Source organism: Pelagibius sp. 7325, from assembly GCF_037652055.1.
Classification (GTDB): Bacteria; Pseudomonadota; Alphaproteobacteria; order Kiloniellales; family Kiloniellaceae; genus Pelagibius.
The window spans coordinates 685,894-703,466 of record NZ_JBBKAH010000002.1; the positions used below are offsets into that span (position 1 = coordinate 685,894).

Consider the following 17,573-nt stretch of genomic DNA (forward strand, 5'->3'; position numbering starts at 1 on the left):
GAGGCATTTTTTTGCGCAGAACCGGACGCTAAATCCGGTGTTCTGCGCAGTTCTAAGCGCTAATTCGCTGCAACGCCTTCGATACAGACCCAGGAAAATCAATATGTTAGTGTGAAGAATGCGCAAAAAGATGCGATAACCGACATCTCCTTCTTCGTTCGTTAGACTGCCGGCCTGAGGCTTTCCTCCGGACGGGAGATGCGCCATGTCGAAGTCCGTCAAGAAATCCGACCTGCCGGTCCACCTGGCGCGACGCTACCTGGAGCCGGGCCCCATCGTCCTGATCTCCTCGGCCTGGCAGGGCGAGACCAACATCATGACCCTGGGCTGGCACACCATCCTGGAGTTCGCCCCCTCCCTCATCGGCTGCATGATCTCCGCCGGCAACCACAGCTTCGAGCTGGTGCGCCGGAGCGGCGAATGCGTCATCAACCTGCCGACGACCAGACTGACCGATAGCGTCGTGGGCATCGGCAACACCAGTGGGAACGAGATCGACAAATTCGCGCACTTCGGCCTGACGCCCGAGACGTCGGCGCGCGTGGCGGCGCCGCGCATCGGCGAATGCCATGCCCACTTCGAATGCCGCCTCTACGACGACGCGATGGTCGAGCGCTACAACTTCTTCATCTTCGAGATCGTGAAGGCGCAGGCCCCCACCCGCCCGAAGCACCCGGAGACCCTGCACTACACCGGCGAAGGCGTCTTCATGGTCGCCGGCAAGGTCATCAGCCGCCGGCGCCTGTTCAAGCCGGAGATGCTGGTCTAAGCCAGCGCCCCTGCGCAAGCCGGCCGGCGCCGCCTCAGGGCATGGCCTGCTGCAGCACGATGCGCAGGATGATGAACTCGGCCGGCCTGAGCGGCGCGAAGCCGATTTGCACGATCACGCGCCCATTGTCGATGTCGTCCTGCGTCATGCTGCGGCCGAGGCCCACGGCGACCGTGAAAGCGTGTTCCGGCTTGCTGCCTTGCAGAGCCCCCTGGCGCCACAGGCCGGTGAGGAAATTCTCCGCGGCGGCCCTGAGGCGTGCCCAGGTGCCGGCATCGTTCGGCTCGAAGACCGCCCACCGCAGGCCACGATCCAGCGACTGTTCGAGGAAGATGGCAAAGCGGCGGACGTTCACGTAGCGCCATTCGTTGTCGTTGCCCGCCAGCGTACGCGCGCCCCAGACCAGAGTGCCGCGACCCGTGAAGGCGCGGATGGCGTTCACCGACTTGCCGGTTACGGGGTCAAGGTTCAGTGCCTCTTGAAAGCTGTCGTTCACCGGGACGGCGGGCTGAACGATGTTGAGCAGCGCCTGTCCCGCCGGCGCCTTCCACACGCCCTGCGTCGCATCGACACGAGCATAAAGCCCGGCCACGGCGCCGGACGGCGGCACGCTGGCCCGGGCATCCCGCACGAAGGTCTGCACCGCCCGATACACCTCGGGCTCCTTCGTCCTCAGACGCAGCTCCGCATCGTGGAGGCTGCGTCCGGCGACGCCCGACACCGGCGTCACGGACTCGCTGCCATCGTGCGCCACCGTCACGATATCGAATCCGGAGAGCCGCACCCGCGGATCCGAAATGCGCAGGGGCAGATTCGTTTCGAGGTACGGAAAATACGCCGCCCCGTAGCGCAGCAGCGCGGTGTCGCCAGTCAGCGCGGAACGGAAACTCATGCCCACGGATGACGCCGTATCGGTCCCGCCCGGCACGGCGCGCGCCACGTCGGCGACAAGGAAGCGATCGCGCCGCCGCGCACAAGAGGCGAGTGCCGCGTCGAGAACCGCCGCGTAGGCGCCGTCGTCAAGCAGCGCCGCGTCGGGCATCACCAGCAGCGTCGGGCCCGCGGCGGCCTCCAGCGCGGCCAGGGCGGCGAGGAAGTCGTCCGGGCGGGCCTCACGATAGCGGCCGAGGGAATAGACGAAGCAGCTTAGGCCGCCGTTCATGAAGTAGAGCTGCACGGCATAGGATAGGAAATGCCGCGGTACGGGATCGAATTCAGCCCAGTCGACCGCGACGTCGAGCAGCTTGCCGGAAGCGTCGACGCGCTTGGCGACGCCCACCGAAACATTGTGCAGCGGCGCCTCCCCGAACAGCCTGCTGAAATCGTTCATGCCCGCGATGCGCAGAAGACGCCAATCAGTGCGCCCGCCACCCCTCGCACTGACCTTCGCGGCGTAGCCGACGAAGACCGGGATGGCGGTTTCCACCGGCGCGATGGCCGGCGGCCCGCCGGCGGTCTCTTCGACGTAGACGCCCGGCGCTCTGTACTCCGGCATCCCCCGCTTCCTCTCTAGGCCGTCTGGCCGGCCTTGCGCTTGCCCTTGGCGTCGACCTCTTCGCGCGGACGCAGGTGGGCGAACCAGTGCTTCTCCAGCTGTTTGAAGCCGCCGACCAGGGCGAAGGTGACGCAGAAATAGAGCACACCGACCGCGATGAAGGCCTCGAAAGGATTGTAGTAGCGCGAGGCGACGATGCGGGCGGCGCCGGTCAGGTCGACGATGGTGATGACGCTGGCGATGGCCGAGCCGTGCAGCATGAAGATCACTTCGTTGGAATAGGCCGGGAGGGCGCGGCGGAAGGCGCTGGGCAGGATGACGCGGCGATAGGTCTGAGTCTGCGACATGCCGCAGGCGCGCGCCGCCTCGATCTCCCCGTAGGGCGTGCCGGCGATGGCGCCGCGGATAATCTCCGTCGTGTAGGCGCAGGTGTTGAGCGTAAAGGCGAGGAGCGCGTACCAGTAGGCGTCCTTCAGGAAGGTCAGACTTTGGCTCAGCTCGATCATGAACTGCATCTGGCCGAGGCCGTAATACAGCAGAAACATCTGCACCAGCAGCGGGGTGCCGCGGAAGAAGTAGGTGAAAGCCCAGACCGGCCCGTTGACCAGCGGATTGCGCGACATCCGCATGACCGCCAGGGGAATCGCGAAGGCAAGGCCGATGCCCAGCGCCCAGAACACCAGCTGAAGGGTGACAACGAGGCCGTCGAGATAGAGACCGATGTTGGCGAAGATGGGCGAGAAGTCCATGGTATCAGGCCCGCCTGACGCCGACGGTGTAGCGCCGCTCGAGCCAGTTCAGCGCCCAGATCGAAACGGTGGTAAAGGCGAGGAACATCAGGGCGACGAAGAGATAGAACAAGAAGGGCAGGCGCGTCGATCCGCCGGCCTGGCCGGCACGGAACACGAGGTCGTGCAGACCGATGACGGAGACCAGCGCCGTCGTCTTCATCAGCACCAGCCAGTTGTTGCCGAGGCCGGGCAGGGCGTGGCGCATCATCTGCGGCACCAGGACGCGCTGGAACACCTGCCGCCTCGACATGCCGTAGGCGTAGCCGGCCTCCAGCAGGCCGACCGGCACCGCCATGAAGGCCCCGCGGAAGGTCTCACCCATGTAAGCGCCGAAGATGAATCCGATGGTGAGGGTGCCCGCGGTGAAGGCGTCGACGTCGATGTAATCCCAGCCGAAGTAGGCACCGATGTTGTTCACCTGGATCTGCCCGCCGAAGAAGATCAGCAGCATCAGCACAAGATCGGGAACACCCCGGATGACCGTGGTGTAGCTGCCAGCCACACCCCGTCCGAGGCGTGAGTTCGACAGCTTCATGGTCGCGGTGAGCAAGCCGAGAGCCAGGGCGATCGCCAGCGAAACGAAGGCGACGGTCAGGGTGACGACAAAGCCGTCCAGCATCAGCGGGATGTATTCGATCAGCTTGTCGAGGGATTCCATGCGGACCTGACCTGTGAGCGCTGTGGACCGCCCCAATGAGAAACGCCACCGCCGGGGGTCCAGCGGTGGCGTTCTCTCAAGGGGACGTCACAGGGCCGCCTCAGCTGCCGTAGACGTCGTAGTCGAAGTACTTTTTCTGAATGGTGTCGTAGGTGCCGTTGGCACGGATCGCCTCGATCGCGTTGTTGAACATCTCGCGGAGGTCCTCTTCGCCCTTGCGCAGGGCAATGCCGGCGCCCTCGCCGAAGTACTGCGGATCGCTGAAGTCCGGGCCGACGAACTCGAAGTCCTTGCCGGCATCGGTCTGGATGAAACCGCCGTCCATCGCGACGGAGTCGGCCAGCAGCAGGTCGACACGGCCGGCGACCATGTCGAGATAGGCCTCGTCCTGGGTGGCGTAGCGCTTCACCTCGACGGTGTCGCCGTAGACCTCGGTCACGAAGTTGTCGTGGATCGTCGCGCGCTGCACGCCGACGACCTTGCCCTTCATGCCTTCCTTGGTGATCTCGATGCCGGAGCCCTTCTTGCGCACGAACTTGGCCGGCGTGTTGTAGTACTTGTTGGTGAAGTCGACCTTCTCCTTGCGCTCCGGCGTGATCGACATCGAGGCGATGATGGCGTCGTACTTGCGTGCCTGCAGGGCGGGAATGATGCCGTCCCAGTCCTGGGTGATCAGCTCGCACTCCACCTTCATCTCCTCGCAGAGCGCGTTGGCGATGTCGATGTCGAAGCCGACCAGCTTGCCGTCGGCGGTCACTTCACTGAACGGGGGATAGGCGCCTTCGACGCCGATGCGCACCTTCTTCCACTCCTTGGCATCGGCCCCTGTCGCATTGAGCGCGGCGCCGAAAGCCAGGGCGGCGACGAAGACCGCGGAAATCAGTTTCTTCACGAGTTGCCTCCATTGGGGTTTGCTTTTGTGTTGTCGTCCGTGCCGATCCCGAAGCGCAGCCGTCATTTCAGGTTGCCCTCCAGGAACTGGCGAAAGCGCGGCGAGCGCGGGTTGCTGAAGACCTCCTGCGGCGGCCCCTGCTCCTCGACGCGGCCCTGGTGCAGGAACACCGTCTCGCTGGACACCTCGCGGGCGAAGCCCATCTCGTGGGTGACCACGATCATCGTCCGCCCCTCTTCCGCCAGACGCTTGATGACCCGCAGCACCTCGCCCACCAGCTCGGGATCGAGGGCCGAGGTCGGCTCGTCGAACAGCATCACCGCGGGGTCCATCGCCAGGGCCCTGGCGATGGCGACGCGCTGCTGCTGGCCGCCGGAAAGATGCGCGGGGTAATAGTCGCGGCGGTCGTCGAGGCCGACCTTCCGCAGGATCTCGCCCGCATAGTCGATGGCCTCCGCCTTCGGCCGCTTCAGCACATGGACCGGCGCCTCGATCACGTTCTCCAGCACCGTCATGTGGGACCACAGGTTGAAGCTCTGGAACACCATGGCGAGGCGCGCTCGGATGCGGCGGATCTGCTCGGGGTCCTCGGCGTCCAGGCCGCCGCCGCGCTTGGCGGGCTTCAGGCGGAGTTCCTCGCCGGCGACGATGATGCGCCCGGCGTTGGGCCGCTCCAGGAGGTTCAGGCAGCGCAGGAAGGTGCTCTTACCGGAGCCGGAGGACCCCAGCATGGCAATCACGTCGCCTTCCCGCGCCGTCAGCGAGACGCCCTTCAGGACCTCGAGGTCTCCGAAGGACTTATGAATATCTTCAGCCACCAGCGCGGCTGCGACCGCAGCCGTCGCGGTCTCCTGCTCCGCTAAAGCCAAACGCTTAGGCTCCCTGTGGGATGCGCCGATTTTTTTATGACGCTTTGATGGTGACGGTAAGACAGCCTCAGGAGGAAGCCAAGCAAAACCGTGCCGTTCGCAGGCCTGTGAACGGCCTGCCACCTGGAACGATTGCAGGCGCTGCCAAGCGCCTCAGGGCAGCAGGCGCTTGAGCTCTTCCAGGCGCTGGGCGAGGACGGCGCGCTGCGGCGCGCCCTCCGGCAGGGCGGCGATCTGGGCCTCGGCCCGGGCGAGGGACTCGCGGGCCTTGTCGACCTCGCGCAGCACCGTCTGGGCGCGGGCAAGACGCAGCCAGCCGTCGGGATCCTCGGGCTGCTCCGCCAGGCGGGTGGCCAACCGGTCGACCATGGAGCGCACAAAGGCCGTGCGCTCCGCCTCGGTCATGGTGCGGGCGGCCTCCAGGTCCTCCGCGCTGGGTCCGGGGGCCGCCATGCCCGGCGGCGCCGGCTGGGCGAGGGCCGGCGGCTCGATGCCGGCCTCTTGGGCGGCGCGCACGATCTGCTGGTGCAGCAGCGGCAGCCAGGGAGCGTCCGCAGGCGAGTCTTCGGCCAGGCTCTGCCACACGGCGATGGCCTGCGGGAACTGGCCGTCCTGGGCCATGGCGAGGCCGGCATAGTAGCGCGCCTGGCTGTTGCCGGGATCGGCCTCGATGGCGGCGGCGAAGGCGAGCCGCGCCTCGCGGCCGACCTGTCCGCCGGTGGCCGCCACCAGGGTCTCGCCGAGGGCGGCGTGGAGCGCGCTGGGCACCGCCCCTTCCAGGCGCTGCACCAGGTCGATGGCCTGGCGGTAAAGCGACGCCGCGTCGCCGAAGCGGCCGGCGCGCTCGAAGATCTGGGCCAGGATCAGGTGTGCCTCGATGTCCTCCGGATTGCGCTCGAGGCGCGCCTGGAGCTGGGCGACCATGAGGCCCATCTCCTGCGGGCCACCGGGATCGCGCTCGGCGAGCGGGAGGCCCGGCAGGCCCGGGGTCCCGAGCCGCAGGTAGAGGCCCAGACCCGCCGCCGGCGGCAGCGCGACGACGAGCACCAGGGCGATACGGCTGAGCCAGGGACGCGTTCTGGGCGCCGCGCCGGCCGCGGGACTTTCCGTCTGCAGCAGGCGGCGCTCGATCTCGCGCCGCGCGGCCTCGGCCTCGGTCGCGTCGATCAGGCCACGCGCGTGGTCCTGTTCCAGCTCGGTGAGCTGGTCGCGGTAGACGGCGCGGTCGTACTCGGCCGCCGCCGGGGCCGCAGCACGCCGGCGCAACAGCGGCCACAGCAGGGCGACCACCACCAGGGCGGCCATCACCGCGGCGACAATCCAGAACATCATGGCCGAGCGGTCCCCTCGCCCTCGTCCGTGCCGTCGGCCAGCATGCGTTGGACGCGCGCCTCCTCCTCCGCGCTGAGCGGCGGCGGCATCGCCGGAGCGGCGCGCAGCCGGCGAAAGTAGACAAAGACGCCGAGGGCGCCCAGCAGCAGAACGACGAAGGGGCCGAACCACAGCAGGTAGGTGGTCGGCTTCACCGGCGGGCGCAGCAGCACGAAGTCGCCGTAGCGGGCGACGAGATAGTCGAGCACCTGCTGGTCGCTGTCGCCGGCGACCAGGCGCTCGCGCACCAGCACGCGCAGCTCGTGCGCGATCTCGGCGTTGGAGGAATCGATCGACTCGTTCTGACAGACCACGCAGCGGATCTCGGCGGAGAGCTCGCGCGCGCGCTGCTCCAGCACCGGATCGTCGAGCATCTCGCTGGGCTCGACGGCCAACGCTGGGGCAGCCGCCGCCGGGGCGGCCAAGAGCAGCGCGAGAGCGAAGAGCAGACGCTTCATCCGCGCAACGCCTTCAGGAGCGGCGCCAGATCGCGCTCGATCACCTCGGGCACCAGCGGGCCGCGGTGGTGGTAGCGGATGCGCCCGCTGCCGTCGATAACGAAGGTCTCCGGCACGCCGGTGACGCCCCACTCGACCGCCGCGCGCCCCGGGTCGGCGCCGATACGGCCGTAGGGATTGCCGAGCTCGGCAAGCCAGGCGGCGGCATCTTCCGGCTTGTCCCGGTGATTGATGCCGTAGAGCGGCACCCCGGTCTGCTCGACGAAGGCGGTGAGGTAGGGATGCTCGGCGCGGCAGGGCACGCACCAGGAGGCGAAGAAGTTCACCATCACCACCTCGCCCGTGGCGAGGTCGGCGGTGGCGAGGCCCGGTACGTCGAGGCCGGGCACCGCGGCGAGATCGAAGGTCGGCGTCGGCTTGTCGATCATCGCCGTCGGCACATTGCCCGGATCGCGCTCCGGCGCCAGACCCCAGAGGAAATAGCCGGCGATCACCGCGAAAATGAGCACCGGCAGCAGGAAGAGAAGACGTCGGGTCATGGGGGTGCGATCCGCTGACGGGCTAGGCCGTGGCCGGGCGCGACGGCGACTTGTCGCCCGCCTGGCCGCCCGCCGGGCTGGCCGCCTGGCGGTGCGGGGCGCCGATGCGCAGGCGCCTGTCGCTCAGCGAAACCAGACCCCCGGCCATCATGACGAGGCAGCCGACCCAGATCCACGGCACCAGCGGCTCGTGATAGACCCGCACGGTCCAGCCGCCCTGGCCGTCGGCATCGCCGATGACGGCATAGAGATCGGCCAGGAAGGTGGTGCGGATCGCCGCCTCGGTGGTCGGCATGGAACGCACCTGGTAGACGCGCTTTTCCGGGAACATCACGGCGACCTCTTCACCGTCGCGGGTGACGGTGAAACGGGCGCGCTCAGCCGTGTAGTTGGGGCCGTCCAGCTTGCCGACTCCCTCGAACAGCAGGCTGTAGCCGGCGATCTCGACGGACTCGCCGGGCTTGAGGCTGGTCACCACCTCGGTCTTCCATACCGAGGAGCCGATCATGCCCACCATCACCACGGCGAGGCCGGTGTGGGCCAGCGTCATGCCGTGGGCGGCGCGCGGCAGGTTGCGCGCGCGGCGCCAGGAATCCCCCGGAGGTACGCGGAACAGCTTCACCCGGTCGGTCCATTCGACCAGTGCGCCGACGAAAAGCCAGGCTGCAAGCCCCATGGCGGCGACGGCGAGCACCGGCCCGCCGTTGCTGACATACCAGGCGACGAGCGCGGCAACGACGGCCCCCAGCGCCGCGAGCTTCAGACGCGCGAGCGCGGCGGCGAGGTCGGCGCGCTTCCACGGCAGCATCGGGCCCACCGCCATGAGGAACACCAGCGGCACCATCAGCGGCACGAAGGTGGCGTTGAAGAACGGCGGGCCGACCGAGACCTTGGAGCCGTCCAGCGCCTCGAGAAACAGCGGGTAGAGCGTGCCGAGGAAGACGGCGGCGCAGGCGGCGGAGAGAAAGAGATTGTTGATCACCATGCCGCCTTCGCGGCTGATCGGCGCGAAGAGGCCGCCGGCCTTCAGCGCCGGCGCGCGCAGGGCAAAGAGGACCAGCGAGCCGCCGATGGCGACGGCGAGCAGGATGAGGATGAAGAAGCCGCGCTCCGGATCGGTGGCGAAGGCGTGCACCGAGGTCAGCACGCCGGAGCGCACGATGAAGGTGCCGATGAGCGACAGCGAGAAGGTGAGGATCGCCAGCAGGATGGTCCAGGTCTTCAGGGCATTGCGCTTCTCCACCACGATGGCGGAATGCAGCAGCGCGGTGCCGAGCAGCCAGGGCATGAAGGAGACGTTCTCGACCGGATCCCAGAACCACCAGCCGCCCCAGCCCAGCTCGTAGTAGGCCCACCAGGAGCCGAGCGCGATGCCGCCGGTGAGAAAGGCCCAGGCGAGCAGCGTCCAGGGCCGCACCCAGCGCGCCCAGGCGGCGTCGACCTTGCCTTCGATGAGAGCGGCGATGGCGAAGGAGAAGGCCATCGAGAAGCCGACGTAGCCGGCATAGAGCATCGGCGGGTGGAAGGCGAGGCCCGGGTCCTGCAGCAGCGGGTTGAGGTCCTCGCCGTCGAGCGGTGCCGGGAAGACGCGCAGGAAGGGATTGGAGGTGAAGAGCGTGAAGGCGATGAAGCCGATGCCGATCCACGCCTGCACACCCAGAACACGGGCACGCAGCGAGGGCGGTAGGTTGCCGCCGAATACCGCCACCGCGGAGCCAAAGAGCGCGAGGATGAGGATCCACAGCAGCATGGAGCCCTCGTGGTTGCCCCACACGCCGGAGATCTTGTAGAGCAGCGGCTTGGCCGAATGCGAGTTGGCAACCACGTTGGCGACCGAGAAGTCGGAGGTCACGTAAGCATGGGTCAAGGCGCAGAAGGCGAAGACCACGAGGATCAGCTGCACCACCGCCGCAGGCCGCGCCAGCGCCATCCAGGCGGCATCGCCGCGCGCGGCGCCGATCATCGGCACGCTGCCCTGCAGCAGAGCGGCGGCGAGCGCCAGGATGAGCGCGAAATGGCCCAGCTCGATGATCACTGGGCGCCTCCCGTCCCGTCACCCTGCCACTGGCCGGATTCCTTCAGCGCGTCGACCACCTCGCGCGGCAGGTAGTTCTCGTCGTGCTTGGCCAGCACCTCCCGGGCGACGAAGGTGCCGTCGGGGCCCATGTTGCCGACGGTGATGACACCCTGCCCCTCGCGGAAGAGGTCGGGCAGGATGCCGCGGTAGTTGACCGGCACCGACTGGGCGCCGTCGGTGATCCGGAAGGCGACGCTGAGCCCGTCGGTGGAGCGCGAGACCGTGCCCTCCTCCACCAGGCCGCCCAGGCGGATGCCGCGCTCGGGCGGTGGCGGCGACGCCATGATCTGGCTAGGGCTCTGGAACAGGTCGAGGCTGTCGTCCAGCGCGGTCAGCACCAGGGCGGTGGCGCCGCCGAAGATCAGCAGGGCGGCGGCGACAATGTAGAGGCGCCTGCGTTTACGTGTCATGGGCGCTTGCGGGTCATGAATGGGCCTCCCGGGCGCTGCCGGCGGACGAAGAAGCGGGTGCGCCGGCACGGCGGCGGCGCTGGGCACCGGCCGCTTCCAGTTCGGCGAGGCGGCGCTGGCGCCAGCGCAGCTGGCGCAGGGTCGCGATCAGCAGGCCGGCCATCACCACCACCGTCAGGGCCAGCGACGGCCAGACGAAGGCGGCATAGCCCCCCATGTGAAAGAATGCCTGCACTTTCTCCATCACTCTCCCAAGCCTTTTCGGCCCGTTGCTTCGTCGCCCGTATCGATCCGGGCGTTGAGCCGCAATCTAGGCCGTCAGGCCCGCAAGGTCAGTACCCATTCGCATGAGTGCGACCGAATCGCGCAGCTTCCGCCTCATCCTCCGCCGGCGTCAGGCGCCCTTCACCATCGCCAGATCCAGCGCGCGCAGGCGCGCGGCGATCAGCTCGCTCTTGATGCGCAGCAGGACAACCGTCAGGTAATAGAGCTTGAAGCCCAGGGCGACGATGAGCAGCGGCCACAGCATCGACGGATGGATGGTCGGGCCATCCAGGCGCATCACGCTGGTCGGCTGGTGCAAGGTCGACCACCAGTCGACCGAAAACTTGATGATCGGGATGTTCACCACCCCCACCAGGGCAAGGATCGCCGCCGCGCGATAGCCGCGCTGGCTGTCCTCGAAGGCGTTCAGCAGCGCCATGTGGCCGAGGTAGAGGAAGAACAGGATCAGCATGGAGGTCAGGCGGCCGTCCCATTCCCACCAAGTGCCCCACATCGGCCGGCCCCACAGCGAGCCGGTGACCAGGGTGAGGAACGCGAAACCGGCGCCGATCGGCGAGGAAGCCTTGGCCGCCAGGTCCGCCAGGGGGTGCCGCCAGATCAGCGCGACGGCGCTCGCCACGGCAATGCCGACATAGATGAACATCGCCATCCAGGCCGAGGGCACGTGGACGTACATGATGCGCACGCTCTCGCCCTGCTGGTAATCGGGCGGCGAGACGAAGAGTGCCAGGTAGAAGCCGACGGCCAGCGCCAGCACCGTGCCGACGGCGACGAAGGGCAGGATGCGGTCGGCCAGGCGGGTGAAGCGGGCCGGATTTGCGAAGCGGTGCATAGCTGCTTTCCTAAGGGCTCAATCTATCTAGTGCCTTGAGCCAAGTCATGCCAGCCCGGGAAAATCCGGCCCGCACCTTGAAGAGACTTTATTCCTTACGTCGCCCGCGCCGCTATTCCAGCGCCTGGCGCAGGGCCGCGGCGCTTGCCAGCGGTGTAATGACCAGCATGACCAGCAGTACCGCGGCGAGCAAGAGCAGGTGGGGACGGGCGGCGAAACCCTGCAGCGCCGCGTCGACGGCGCCGACCCCGAAGATCAGCGCCGGAATGTAGAGCGGCAGCACCAGCAGCGGGATCAGCACGCCGCCGCGGCGGGCGCCAAGCGTGAGCGCAGCTCCGACGGCGCCGACGAGGCTGAGGATGGGGGTCCCCAGCAGCATCGCCAGCATCAGCACGCCGAGGCCGGCGAGGTCCATGTGGAAGAGGACGGCCAGAAGCGGCGCCGCAGCGATCAGCGGCAGCCCGGTGGTCAGCCAGTGCGCCAGCACCTTGGCGAGCACCGCCGCCTCCAGCGGCAGCGGCGAGAGCAGCAGCTGTTCCAGGCTGCCGTCCTCGAAATCGGCGAGGAAGAGGCGCTCGAGGGAAAGCAACACCGCAAGGAGCGCAACCACCCAGATGATGCCGGGCGCGATGCGCGCCAGCAGGTTGGGCTCCGGCCCGATGCCGAAGGGGAAGAGCGCCGCGGTGAGCACGAAGAACAGCACCGCCAGCCAGGCGTCGGCGCGCTGGCGCAGCGCGAGGCGCAGGTCGCGCCCGATGACCAGAAGGAAGCCCTTCACCGGACCATCTCCCTCACCACACCATTTCCGGCAGCGGCGGCGGCGCCAGGGAGTCGAGCGACAGCGGGATCGGGTCGCCGAGGTCGAGAGCGGTGTGGGTCGCCACCACCACGCGCCCGCCGCTGGCGCGGTGCTCGGCGATGGCGGCGGCAAGGCGGCCAACCGACGCATGATCGAGGCCGACGGAGGGCTCGTCCAGCAGCCATAGTTCCGCCGGGGCGGCGACCAGGCGCGCCAGCGCAAGGCGGCGGCGCTGGCCGGAGGAGAGAAGGCGGCCGGGCACCGCCGCGAGGTCGGTGAGCGCGAAGCGCTCGAGCGCCGCGTCCAACGACCCTCCCAGCGCCTTTGTGGTGCCGCGCAGGGCGGCCCAGAACTGCAGGTTCTCCGTGACGCTGAGCACCGGCTTCACGGCGTCGAGATGGCCCAGGTAGTGGAGCCGGCGGGCGTGCTCCTCCGGCGCCTCGGCGATCGGCCGGCCGTCCCACAGCAGCGCGCCGCCGGCCGGCTTCAAAAGGCCTGCCATGAGGCGCAGCAGGCTGGACTTGCCGGAGCCGTTGGGGCCCGTCAGCAATAGAGCCCCGCCCGCCGGCAGGGCGAAGTCGAGCGCCGCGAAGACGTCGCGCCCGCCACGCCGGCAATGCAGGGATCGTCCTTCGAAAAGCGCCATCGGCTGGTCCGGGCCCGTCCACGGAAAAGGGATGGCCGCCGGTATAGCAGATCGCCGGGGGAAGGAAAGCCGCCGTCCCGGTCCCGGCGGGACCGGGGGCAACTCAGATCTGGTAGGTCGAGATCAAGACGGCGAGTGCCGCCGCCGCCCAATCCAGGGTCTGCTGGGGATCAAGATAGGCGCCGTTCGCGTACTGCGCCGCGTTGATCGCTACGACGCCCGCATAGGAGTTCAGCCGCGCGAGGTGGCCGATGATGCCGTAGAGCTGGGCGCCGGTGTAGCCGTTCACGCAGTAGGTGCCGGAACGCCGGGCGATCAAGCCATCGAACCGCGTGTGGGGATAGGGCTCCATCGCCGCTGGATCAGGTTGGCAATAGCTGAGGCCGAGAAGCTGGACGACCGCGCCCTCGAACTGCGTGGAGACCATCTGCACATCGACCTGATTGGGGTTGAAGACCCCTCCGGTGAAGATCAGCCCGACATCGCTGACTTGCGACTCGGCAATACAGAATCCCGCCTCGTCGCGCAGCGGCATGGTCTCCGGCACGGCGATGGTGGCGCCGGTTTCGCCATCGACCCAGAGGTCGAAGCGGATCGCCGCCAGGTCGTCCAGCGGCACATGCTGCGAATATATGGCGACGAGAGCGATGAAGCTGGCGGGGTCGTCGAGGGTCCCCGGTTGCGACAGCGAATCGACGATCTGGTTCAGGTCGCGCGTCGCCAGGTGGAAATAGCTGCGCCCGCCACAGAAGAGGCTCTCGTTCACCGCCTCGGCCTGCTGGTCGCCGGCGGGCACCGAGAAGGCGAAGACCGTCTCGGCGGCCGGGCCGAGGCCGGCCGCATTGCCCGGCTCGCCGCTTTCCATCAGGTGCTGCAGGAAGCCGGCCGGCACCGCCCAGTTCAGCGACGCATTGCCGCCGTCCAGGCCGCCGTCCACGATCCCGACTACGTGGCCTTGGGCATTGATCACCGGACCGCCGGAGGAGCCCGGCTTCACCACGGCGGTCAGCCGGAAGATCTCCAGTTCGATCGACGGCGCGCCGAGATTACGGATCTGCTGGCGCGCCCCGTCGTTCAGGATGTCATCCAGCTTGCGCACATTGAGGGCGCGCTCGCCGTAGGCCTCCTGCCAGGTCTTCACGTTGAGGGGCATGCCGATGGCGGCAAGATCCTCCTGCTCACTGGCCTTCGCCATCTGCGACAGGATGGGCACCGCAGGCGGATCGGCCACCGACAGCAGGGCGAGGTCGGCGGTGCGCAGGAACCGTTCCGGTGTCGCCCGCCGCTGCACGCCGGTGTCAACATATTCGACGGTGATGGAGGTGCAATCCGCCACCACGTGCAAGGCCGTGACCACCTGGCCCGCCTCGGCCCAGACGAAGCCGCTGCCGACGCGCGCTCCCTGGGCACCGGGACAGCCGTCGGCCATCACGCGCACCACCGAAGCGGCGGCCTTGCGCACGGTTTCCGCCGACGGTTTGGCCGAAACTGTCGGCGCGCAGAGGCAGCAGAGCGCTGCGACCGCCAGGCCGCGGGAGAGCGCGCCGATCATTTCACATCTCCGCAGAGGCCCGTCCACACCGCCTGCAGGCTGTCCTTGGGCAGCGCCGCGAGGCTCTTGGCCAGCGCCGGCCAGGGTTCAGGCGCGAGCGACCAGCTGTTGCGGGCCTCGTCGGCATCCGGCGCGCGCGATGGATCAGTGCGCTGGCAGGTGGCGGCGTCGCCGGCGAACAGCACGGTCGCGGAGGCCCGCGCACCCGTGTCCTTGCCGCCACCCTCGCCGACGGCGCCGGCCAGCTGCCGGACAACGATGCCGCGCGCTTCCGCCGCTTCGAAGCCGGCCGCCTGCCACCGGGCCACCAGTTCGTCCGGGGTCGGCGACAGGGAATCGTGGGTGCGCATCCACAGGCCGCTGCCTAGCCCGATGATGGTCACGACCGCAAAGAAGAAGACGGCCCAGTCGTGCCCGGCCGAGCGTACGGCCGCGTCCTCGCCTTTCGGCAGGAAGGGATTGGCGATGCCGGTGAGGGCGACGACGCCGGCGACCATCGCCAGAGCGGCGGACACCACCGAGGCCGTTACCCCCGAGGTCGACATGCCGACCAGCAGGCCCGTCAGCAGCCCCAGCGCGCAGGCCGCCGCCATTTTCGCCATCCCAGCCCCCTTGTGACGTCCCGTGCCCGCGTTTCGCCTATCACGGATTACAGCAGGGATTCTCACCGCCGGATAATCGCAACGTCAACAGGTCATTGGGAGTGGCCGCGGGTAGTCCGCACGCAGCCAAAAAAAGGGACGGTCCCGTTTTGGCTTGGGGTACGGCACCGCCCGTAGTTGGAGCTTTTCGGAAGAAAGTCAGGGGCGGCCACGCTTGGTCGGGGCAGATGGCCGCCCCCTCTTAGTGCCAGCCGATTTGGGGCATCGATAGGAGGGCTGGGGCTCCTCTACAGAGAGGGGAAGTCTCCGTGACTATGAAGCTAGGAACCGATGGTGTCGGGAACTTGCTGCAAATGCGGCGAGATTGTGATTTCTCGTTGCCGCACTGAAATGCACCGGGAATCAGGGGGCTGGCGCGGAATCAGTCGTAGCTGCGCTGGTCGTCGATGACCTTGCCGTCGTTGGGCAGGCTGCCCGGGGCGACCAGCTCAACGGCGCCTTTCAGCTTGCAGGCGTCCTGCAGGCTGGCGGCGACGGCGGCCTGCAGGCCTTCGGGATTTCCGCCCACCTCACACCGGAGAGTCATGGCGTCGCTGTCGCCCTGGCGAGTCACCACCAGGCGGGCGCGGGCGATCTCGCCGTGGCGCTTCAGCACCTGGGCGACCTGGGCCGGCTGCACAAACATGCCCTTCACCTTGGTCGCCTGGTCGGCGCGGCCCATCCAGCCCTTGATGCGCGGCGCCGTGCGGCCGCAGGGGCTGGTCCCCGGCAGCAGCGCCGAGAGATCGCCGGTGGCAAAGCGGATCAGCGGATAGTCGGGGTTCAGGCTGGTCACCACCACCTCGCCCACCTCGCCCTCGGGCAGCGGGTCGCCGGTGCCGGGGCGCAGGATCTCGACGATGATCTGCTCATCCAGGATCATGCCCTCTCGCGCCTCGGACTCGTAGGCGATGAGGCCGAGGTCGGCGGTCACGTAGCACTGCAGCACGGCGACGCCGCGCTCGGCATAGGCCTGGCGCAGCGCCGGGAACAGCGCGCCGCCGGAGACCAGGGCACGGGTGATCGAACTGCAGTCGGCGCCGAGTTCCACCGCCTTGTCGAGCAGCACCTTCAGGAAGTCCGGCGTGCCGGTGTAGCCGGAGGGCCGGAAGTGGGCAATCGCCTCGACCTGCTGCTCGCTGTTGCCGACGCCGCCGGCGATGACGGCACAGCCCAGCGCGCGCGCCGCACCGTCCAGGATCCAGCCGCCGGGGGTCAGATGGTAGGAGAAGCAATTGTGCACCACGTCGCCGGCGCGAAAGCCGGCGGCGAAAAGCGCGCGCTCGACGCGCCAGAAGCCGGGCCGCGCGCTCTCGAACTCGTAGATCGGGCCGGGCGAGGCGAACAGCCGCGCCGCCTCGCCGAGGGGGATCGCGGCCAACCCGCCGAAGGGCTGCCGCGGCGTCTGGCGCTCCAACAGGTCGGGCTTGCGGGTGACCGGCAGCTTCGCCAGCGCGGCACGGCTGGTGACTTTGGCGGGGTCGACATCGGCAAGGATCTCGGCATAGCCCGGCGCCTTGGCCTTGGCGTGGGCGACCTGGCGCGGCAGCGCCGCCATCAGCGCCGTCTCGCGTGCTTCCGGGCTCCGCGTTTCGAGATCGTCGTAGTAGTCCATCACCTGCTTCTATAGCCAGCGCTTGCGGCGCTTGTAGTGCTTCACGTCCCGGTAGGACTTGCGCCCGCCGGCCGAGAGGCCGAGGTAGAATTCCTTCACATCCTCGTTCTCACGCAGCCGCACGGCATCGCCGTCCAGCACCACGCGTCCGTTCTCCAGGATATAGCCGTAGCGCGCGTAGCGCAGCGCCACATTGGTATTCTGCTCGGCCAGCAGGAAGGACACGCCCTCCTCCTCGTTCAGCCGCTTCACCGTCTCGAAGATGCTCTCGACCAGCTGCGGGGCGAGGCCCATGGAGGGTTCGTCGAGCAGGATCATCTTGGGGCGGCTCATCAGCGCGCGGCCGATGGCGCACATCTGCTGCTCGCCGCCGGAGGTGTAGCCGGCCATGGAGCCGCGGCGCTGCTTCAGGCGCGGAAAGTAGTCGTAGACCAGATCGAGGTCCGCCTGGATGGCGCCGCGCCCGTCCTTGCGGGTGTAGGCGCCGGTCAGCAGGTTCTCTTCGATGGTGAGGTGCTCGAAGCAGTGGCGGCCCTCCATGACCTGCACCACACCGGTCTTCACCAGGTCGTTGGGCGTGAGCGAGTCGACGCGCCGGCCTTCGAATTCGATGGAGCCTTTGGTGACCTCGCCGCGTTCGGCGCGCAGCAGGTTGGAGATGGCTTTCAGGGTGGTGGTCTTGCCGGCGCCGTTGGCACCCAGCAGGGCGACAATGCCGCCCTTGGGCACCTCCAGCGAGACGCCCTTCAGCACCAGGATGACGTGGTCGTAGATCACCTCGATGTTGTTGACCGAGAGGATCGGCCCCGCCGGTGCGGCGGCGGGCACTGTCTCAAGCGGGGCGGCTTGGCTCATGGTGTCGGTCCGGACCTGC

General features: G+C 68.3%; 19 protein-coding genes. 1 reads left to right on the forward strand and 18 read right to left on the reverse strand.

Translation table 11 applies throughout. From position 1 onward, the window contains the following. Nucleotides 1-205: 205 nt before the first annotated feature. Complete coding sequence (locus tag WDC82_RS05150; protein WP_340116186.1) at nt 206-769, forward strand: flavin reductase family protein; 564 nt, start codon at nt 206-208, stop codon at nt 767-769. Nucleotides 770-803: 34 nt separating this feature from the next. Here WDC82_RS05150 and WDC82_RS05155 read toward each other — a convergent pair whose 3' ends face one another. The 18 genes from WDC82_RS05155 to WDC82_RS05240 form a co-directional block, all read right to left on the reverse strand. Further along, entirely contained in the window at nt 804-2,264 is a 1,461-nt protein-coding gene (locus WDC82_RS05155; RefSeq protein WP_340116187.1) for a phage tail sheath C-terminal domain-containing protein, read from the reverse strand. A 14-nt stretch (nt 2,265-2,278) separates the two neighbouring features. Continuing rightward, entirely contained in the window at nt 2,279-3,013 is a 735-nt protein-coding gene (locus tag WDC82_RS05160; protein ID WP_340116188.1) for an ABC transporter permease, read from the reverse strand. 4 nt (nt 3,014-3,017) lie between these two features. Beyond that, on the reverse strand, nt 3,018-3,713 hold the full coding sequence (locus tag WDC82_RS05165; protein ID WP_340116189.1) for an ABC transporter permease: 696 nt from the start codon (nt 3,711-3,713) through the stop codon (nt 3,018-3,020). A 100-nt stretch (nt 3,714-3,813) separates the two neighbouring features. Beyond that, a complete protein-coding gene (locus WDC82_RS05170; protein ID WP_340116190.1) occupies nt 3,814-4,605 on the reverse strand; it encodes an ABC transporter substrate-binding protein in 792 nt (263 codons plus the stop codon). Between the two features lie 62 nt (nt 4,606-4,667). After that, nucleotides 4,668-5,426 (reverse strand): ABC transporter ATP-binding protein, encoded by a 759-nt coding sequence (locus tag WDC82_RS05175; RefSeq protein WP_367576127.1) that lies wholly within the window; start codon nt 5,424-5,426, stop codon nt 4,668-4,670. Between the two features lie 201 nt (nt 5,427-5,627). Next, nucleotides 5,628-6,806: a c-type cytochrome biogenesis protein CcmI gene (ccmI, locus tag WDC82_RS05180; protein ID WP_340116192.1), complete on the reverse strand. Its 1,179-nt coding sequence runs from the start codon at nt 6,804-6,806 to the stop codon at nt 5,628-5,630. Then, a complete protein-coding gene (locus WDC82_RS05185; RefSeq protein ID WP_340116193.1) occupies nt 6,803-7,303 on the reverse strand; it encodes a cytochrome c-type biogenesis protein in 501 nt (166 codons plus the stop codon). The genes ccmI and WDC82_RS05185 overlap by 4 nt, the downstream gene beginning before the upstream one ends. Continuing rightward, complete coding sequence (locus WDC82_RS05190) at nt 7,300-7,842, reverse strand: DsbE family thiol:disulfide interchange protein (protein ID WP_340116194.1); 543 nt, start codon at nt 7,840-7,842, stop codon at nt 7,300-7,302. The genes WDC82_RS05185 and WDC82_RS05190 overlap by 4 nt, the downstream gene beginning before the upstream one ends. 22 nt (nt 7,843-7,864) lie before the next feature. Next, nucleotides 7,865-9,877, reverse strand: coding sequence for a heme lyase CcmF/NrfE family subunit (locus tag WDC82_RS05195; protein ID WP_340116195.1), 2,013 nt, complete (start codon nt 9,875-9,877; stop codon nt 7,865-7,867). Continuing rightward, on the reverse strand, nt 9,874-10,329 hold the full coding sequence (gene ccmE, locus WDC82_RS05200) for a cytochrome c maturation protein CcmE (RefSeq protein WP_340116196.1): 456 nt from the start codon (nt 10,327-10,329) through the stop codon (nt 9,874-9,876). The genes WDC82_RS05195 and ccmE overlap by 4 nt, the downstream gene beginning before the upstream one ends. 13 nt (nt 10,330-10,342) lie before the next feature. Further along, a complete protein-coding gene (gene ccmD, locus WDC82_RS05205; RefSeq protein ID WP_370661527.1) occupies nt 10,343-10,564 on the reverse strand; it encodes a heme exporter protein CcmD in 222 nt (73 codons plus the stop codon). Nucleotides 10,565-10,723: 159 nt separating this feature from the next. Beyond that, a complete protein-coding gene (locus tag WDC82_RS05210; protein ID WP_340116198.1) occupies nt 10,724-11,446 on the reverse strand; it encodes a heme ABC transporter permease in 723 nt (240 codons plus the stop codon). 112 nt (nt 11,447-11,558) lie between these two features. Then, nucleotides 11,559-12,224, reverse strand: coding sequence for a heme exporter protein CcmB (gene ccmB, locus WDC82_RS05215; protein WP_340116199.1), 666 nt, complete (start codon nt 12,222-12,224; stop codon nt 11,559-11,561). 13 nt (nt 12,225-12,237) lie between these two features. After that, on the reverse strand, nt 12,238-12,891 hold the full coding sequence (gene ccmA, locus WDC82_RS05220; protein ID WP_340116200.1) for a heme ABC exporter ATP-binding protein CcmA: 654 nt from the start codon (nt 12,889-12,891) through the stop codon (nt 12,238-12,240). A 103-nt stretch (nt 12,892-12,994) separates the two neighbouring features. Further along, a complete protein-coding gene (locus WDC82_RS05225) occupies nt 12,995-14,443 on the reverse strand; it encodes a serine protease (protein ID WP_340116201.1) in 1,449 nt (482 codons plus the stop codon). Next, nucleotides 14,440-15,045 carry a hypothetical protein gene (locus WDC82_RS05230; RefSeq protein WP_340116202.1) on the reverse strand — a complete coding sequence of 202 codons (606 nt, stop codon included), beginning with the start codon at nt 15,043-15,045 and terminating at the stop codon, nt 14,440-14,442. The genes WDC82_RS05225 and WDC82_RS05230 overlap by 4 nt, the downstream gene beginning before the upstream one ends. 421 nt (nt 15,046-15,466) lie before the next feature. Further along, nucleotides 15,467-16,699 (reverse strand): AMP-binding protein, encoded by a 1,233-nt coding sequence (locus WDC82_RS05235; RefSeq protein WP_340116203.1) that lies wholly within the window; start codon nt 16,697-16,699, stop codon nt 15,467-15,469. 9 nt (nt 16,700-16,708) lie between these two features. After that, the gene (locus WDC82_RS05240; protein WP_340116204.1) at nt 16,709-17,554 is read right to left on the reverse strand and encodes an ABC transporter ATP-binding protein; all 846 of its coding nucleotides are present in this window, start codon (nt 17,552-17,554) and stop codon (nt 16,709-16,711) included. Nucleotides 17,555-17,573: the final 19 nt, after the last annotated feature.

What these genes read in the sequence shown, in the direction of transcription:
- WDC82_RS05230 (WP_340116202.1), bottom strand. Translation starts at nt 15,045, where the DNA reads ATGGCGAAAATGGCGGCGGCCTGCGCGCTGGGGCTGCTGACGGGCCTG.
- WDC82_RS05210 (WP_340116198.1), bottom strand. Translation starts at nt 11,446, where the DNA reads ATGCACCGCTTCGCAAATCCGGCCCGCTTCACCCGCCTGGCCGACCGC.
- WDC82_RS05185 (WP_340116193.1), bottom strand. Translation starts at nt 7,303, where the DNA reads ATGAAGCGTCTGCTCTTCGCTCTCGCGCTGCTCTTGGCCGCCCCGGCG.
- WDC82_RS05150 (WP_340116186.1), top strand. Translation starts at nt 206, where the DNA reads ATGTCGAAGTCCGTCAAGAAATCCGACCTGCCGGTCCACCTGGCGCGA.
- WDC82_RS05225 (WP_340116201.1), bottom strand. Translation starts at nt 14,443, where the DNA reads ATGATCGGCGCGCTCTCCCGCGGCCTGGCGGTCGCAGCGCTCTGCTGC.
- ccmI (WP_340116192.1), bottom strand. Translation starts at nt 6,806, where the DNA reads ATGATGTTCTGGATTGTCGCCGCGGTGATGGCCGCCCTGGTGGTGGTC.
- WDC82_RS05160 (WP_340116188.1), bottom strand. Translation starts at nt 3,013, where the DNA reads ATGGACTTCTCGCCCATCTTCGCCAACATCGGTCTCTATCTCGACGGC.
- ccmA (WP_340116200.1), bottom strand. Translation starts at nt 12,891, where the DNA reads ATGGCGCTTTTCGAAGGACGATCCCTGCATTGCCGGCGTGGCGGGCGC.
- WDC82_RS05155 (WP_340116187.1), bottom strand. Translation starts at nt 2,264, where the DNA reads ATGCCGGAGTACAGAGCGCCGGGCGTCTACGTCGAAGAGACCGCCGGC.
- ccmE (WP_340116196.1), bottom strand. Translation starts at nt 10,329, where the DNA reads ATGACACGTAAACGCAGGCGCCTCTACATTGTCGCCGCCGCCCTGCTG.
- WDC82_RS05240 (WP_340116204.1), bottom strand. Translation starts at nt 17,554, where the DNA reads ATGAGCCAAGCCGCCCCGCTTGAGACAGTGCCCGCCGCCGCACCGGCG.
- WDC82_RS05165 (WP_340116189.1), bottom strand. Translation starts at nt 3,713, where the DNA reads ATGGAATCCCTCGACAAGCTGATCGAATACATCCCGCTGATGCTGGAC.
- WDC82_RS05190 (WP_340116194.1), bottom strand. Translation starts at nt 7,842, where the DNA reads ATGACCCGACGTCTTCTCTTCCTGCTGCCGGTGCTCATTTTCGCGGTG.
- WDC82_RS05235 (WP_340116203.1), bottom strand. Translation starts at nt 16,699, where the DNA reads ATGGACTACTACGACGATCTCGAAACGCGGAGCCCGGAAGCACGCGAG.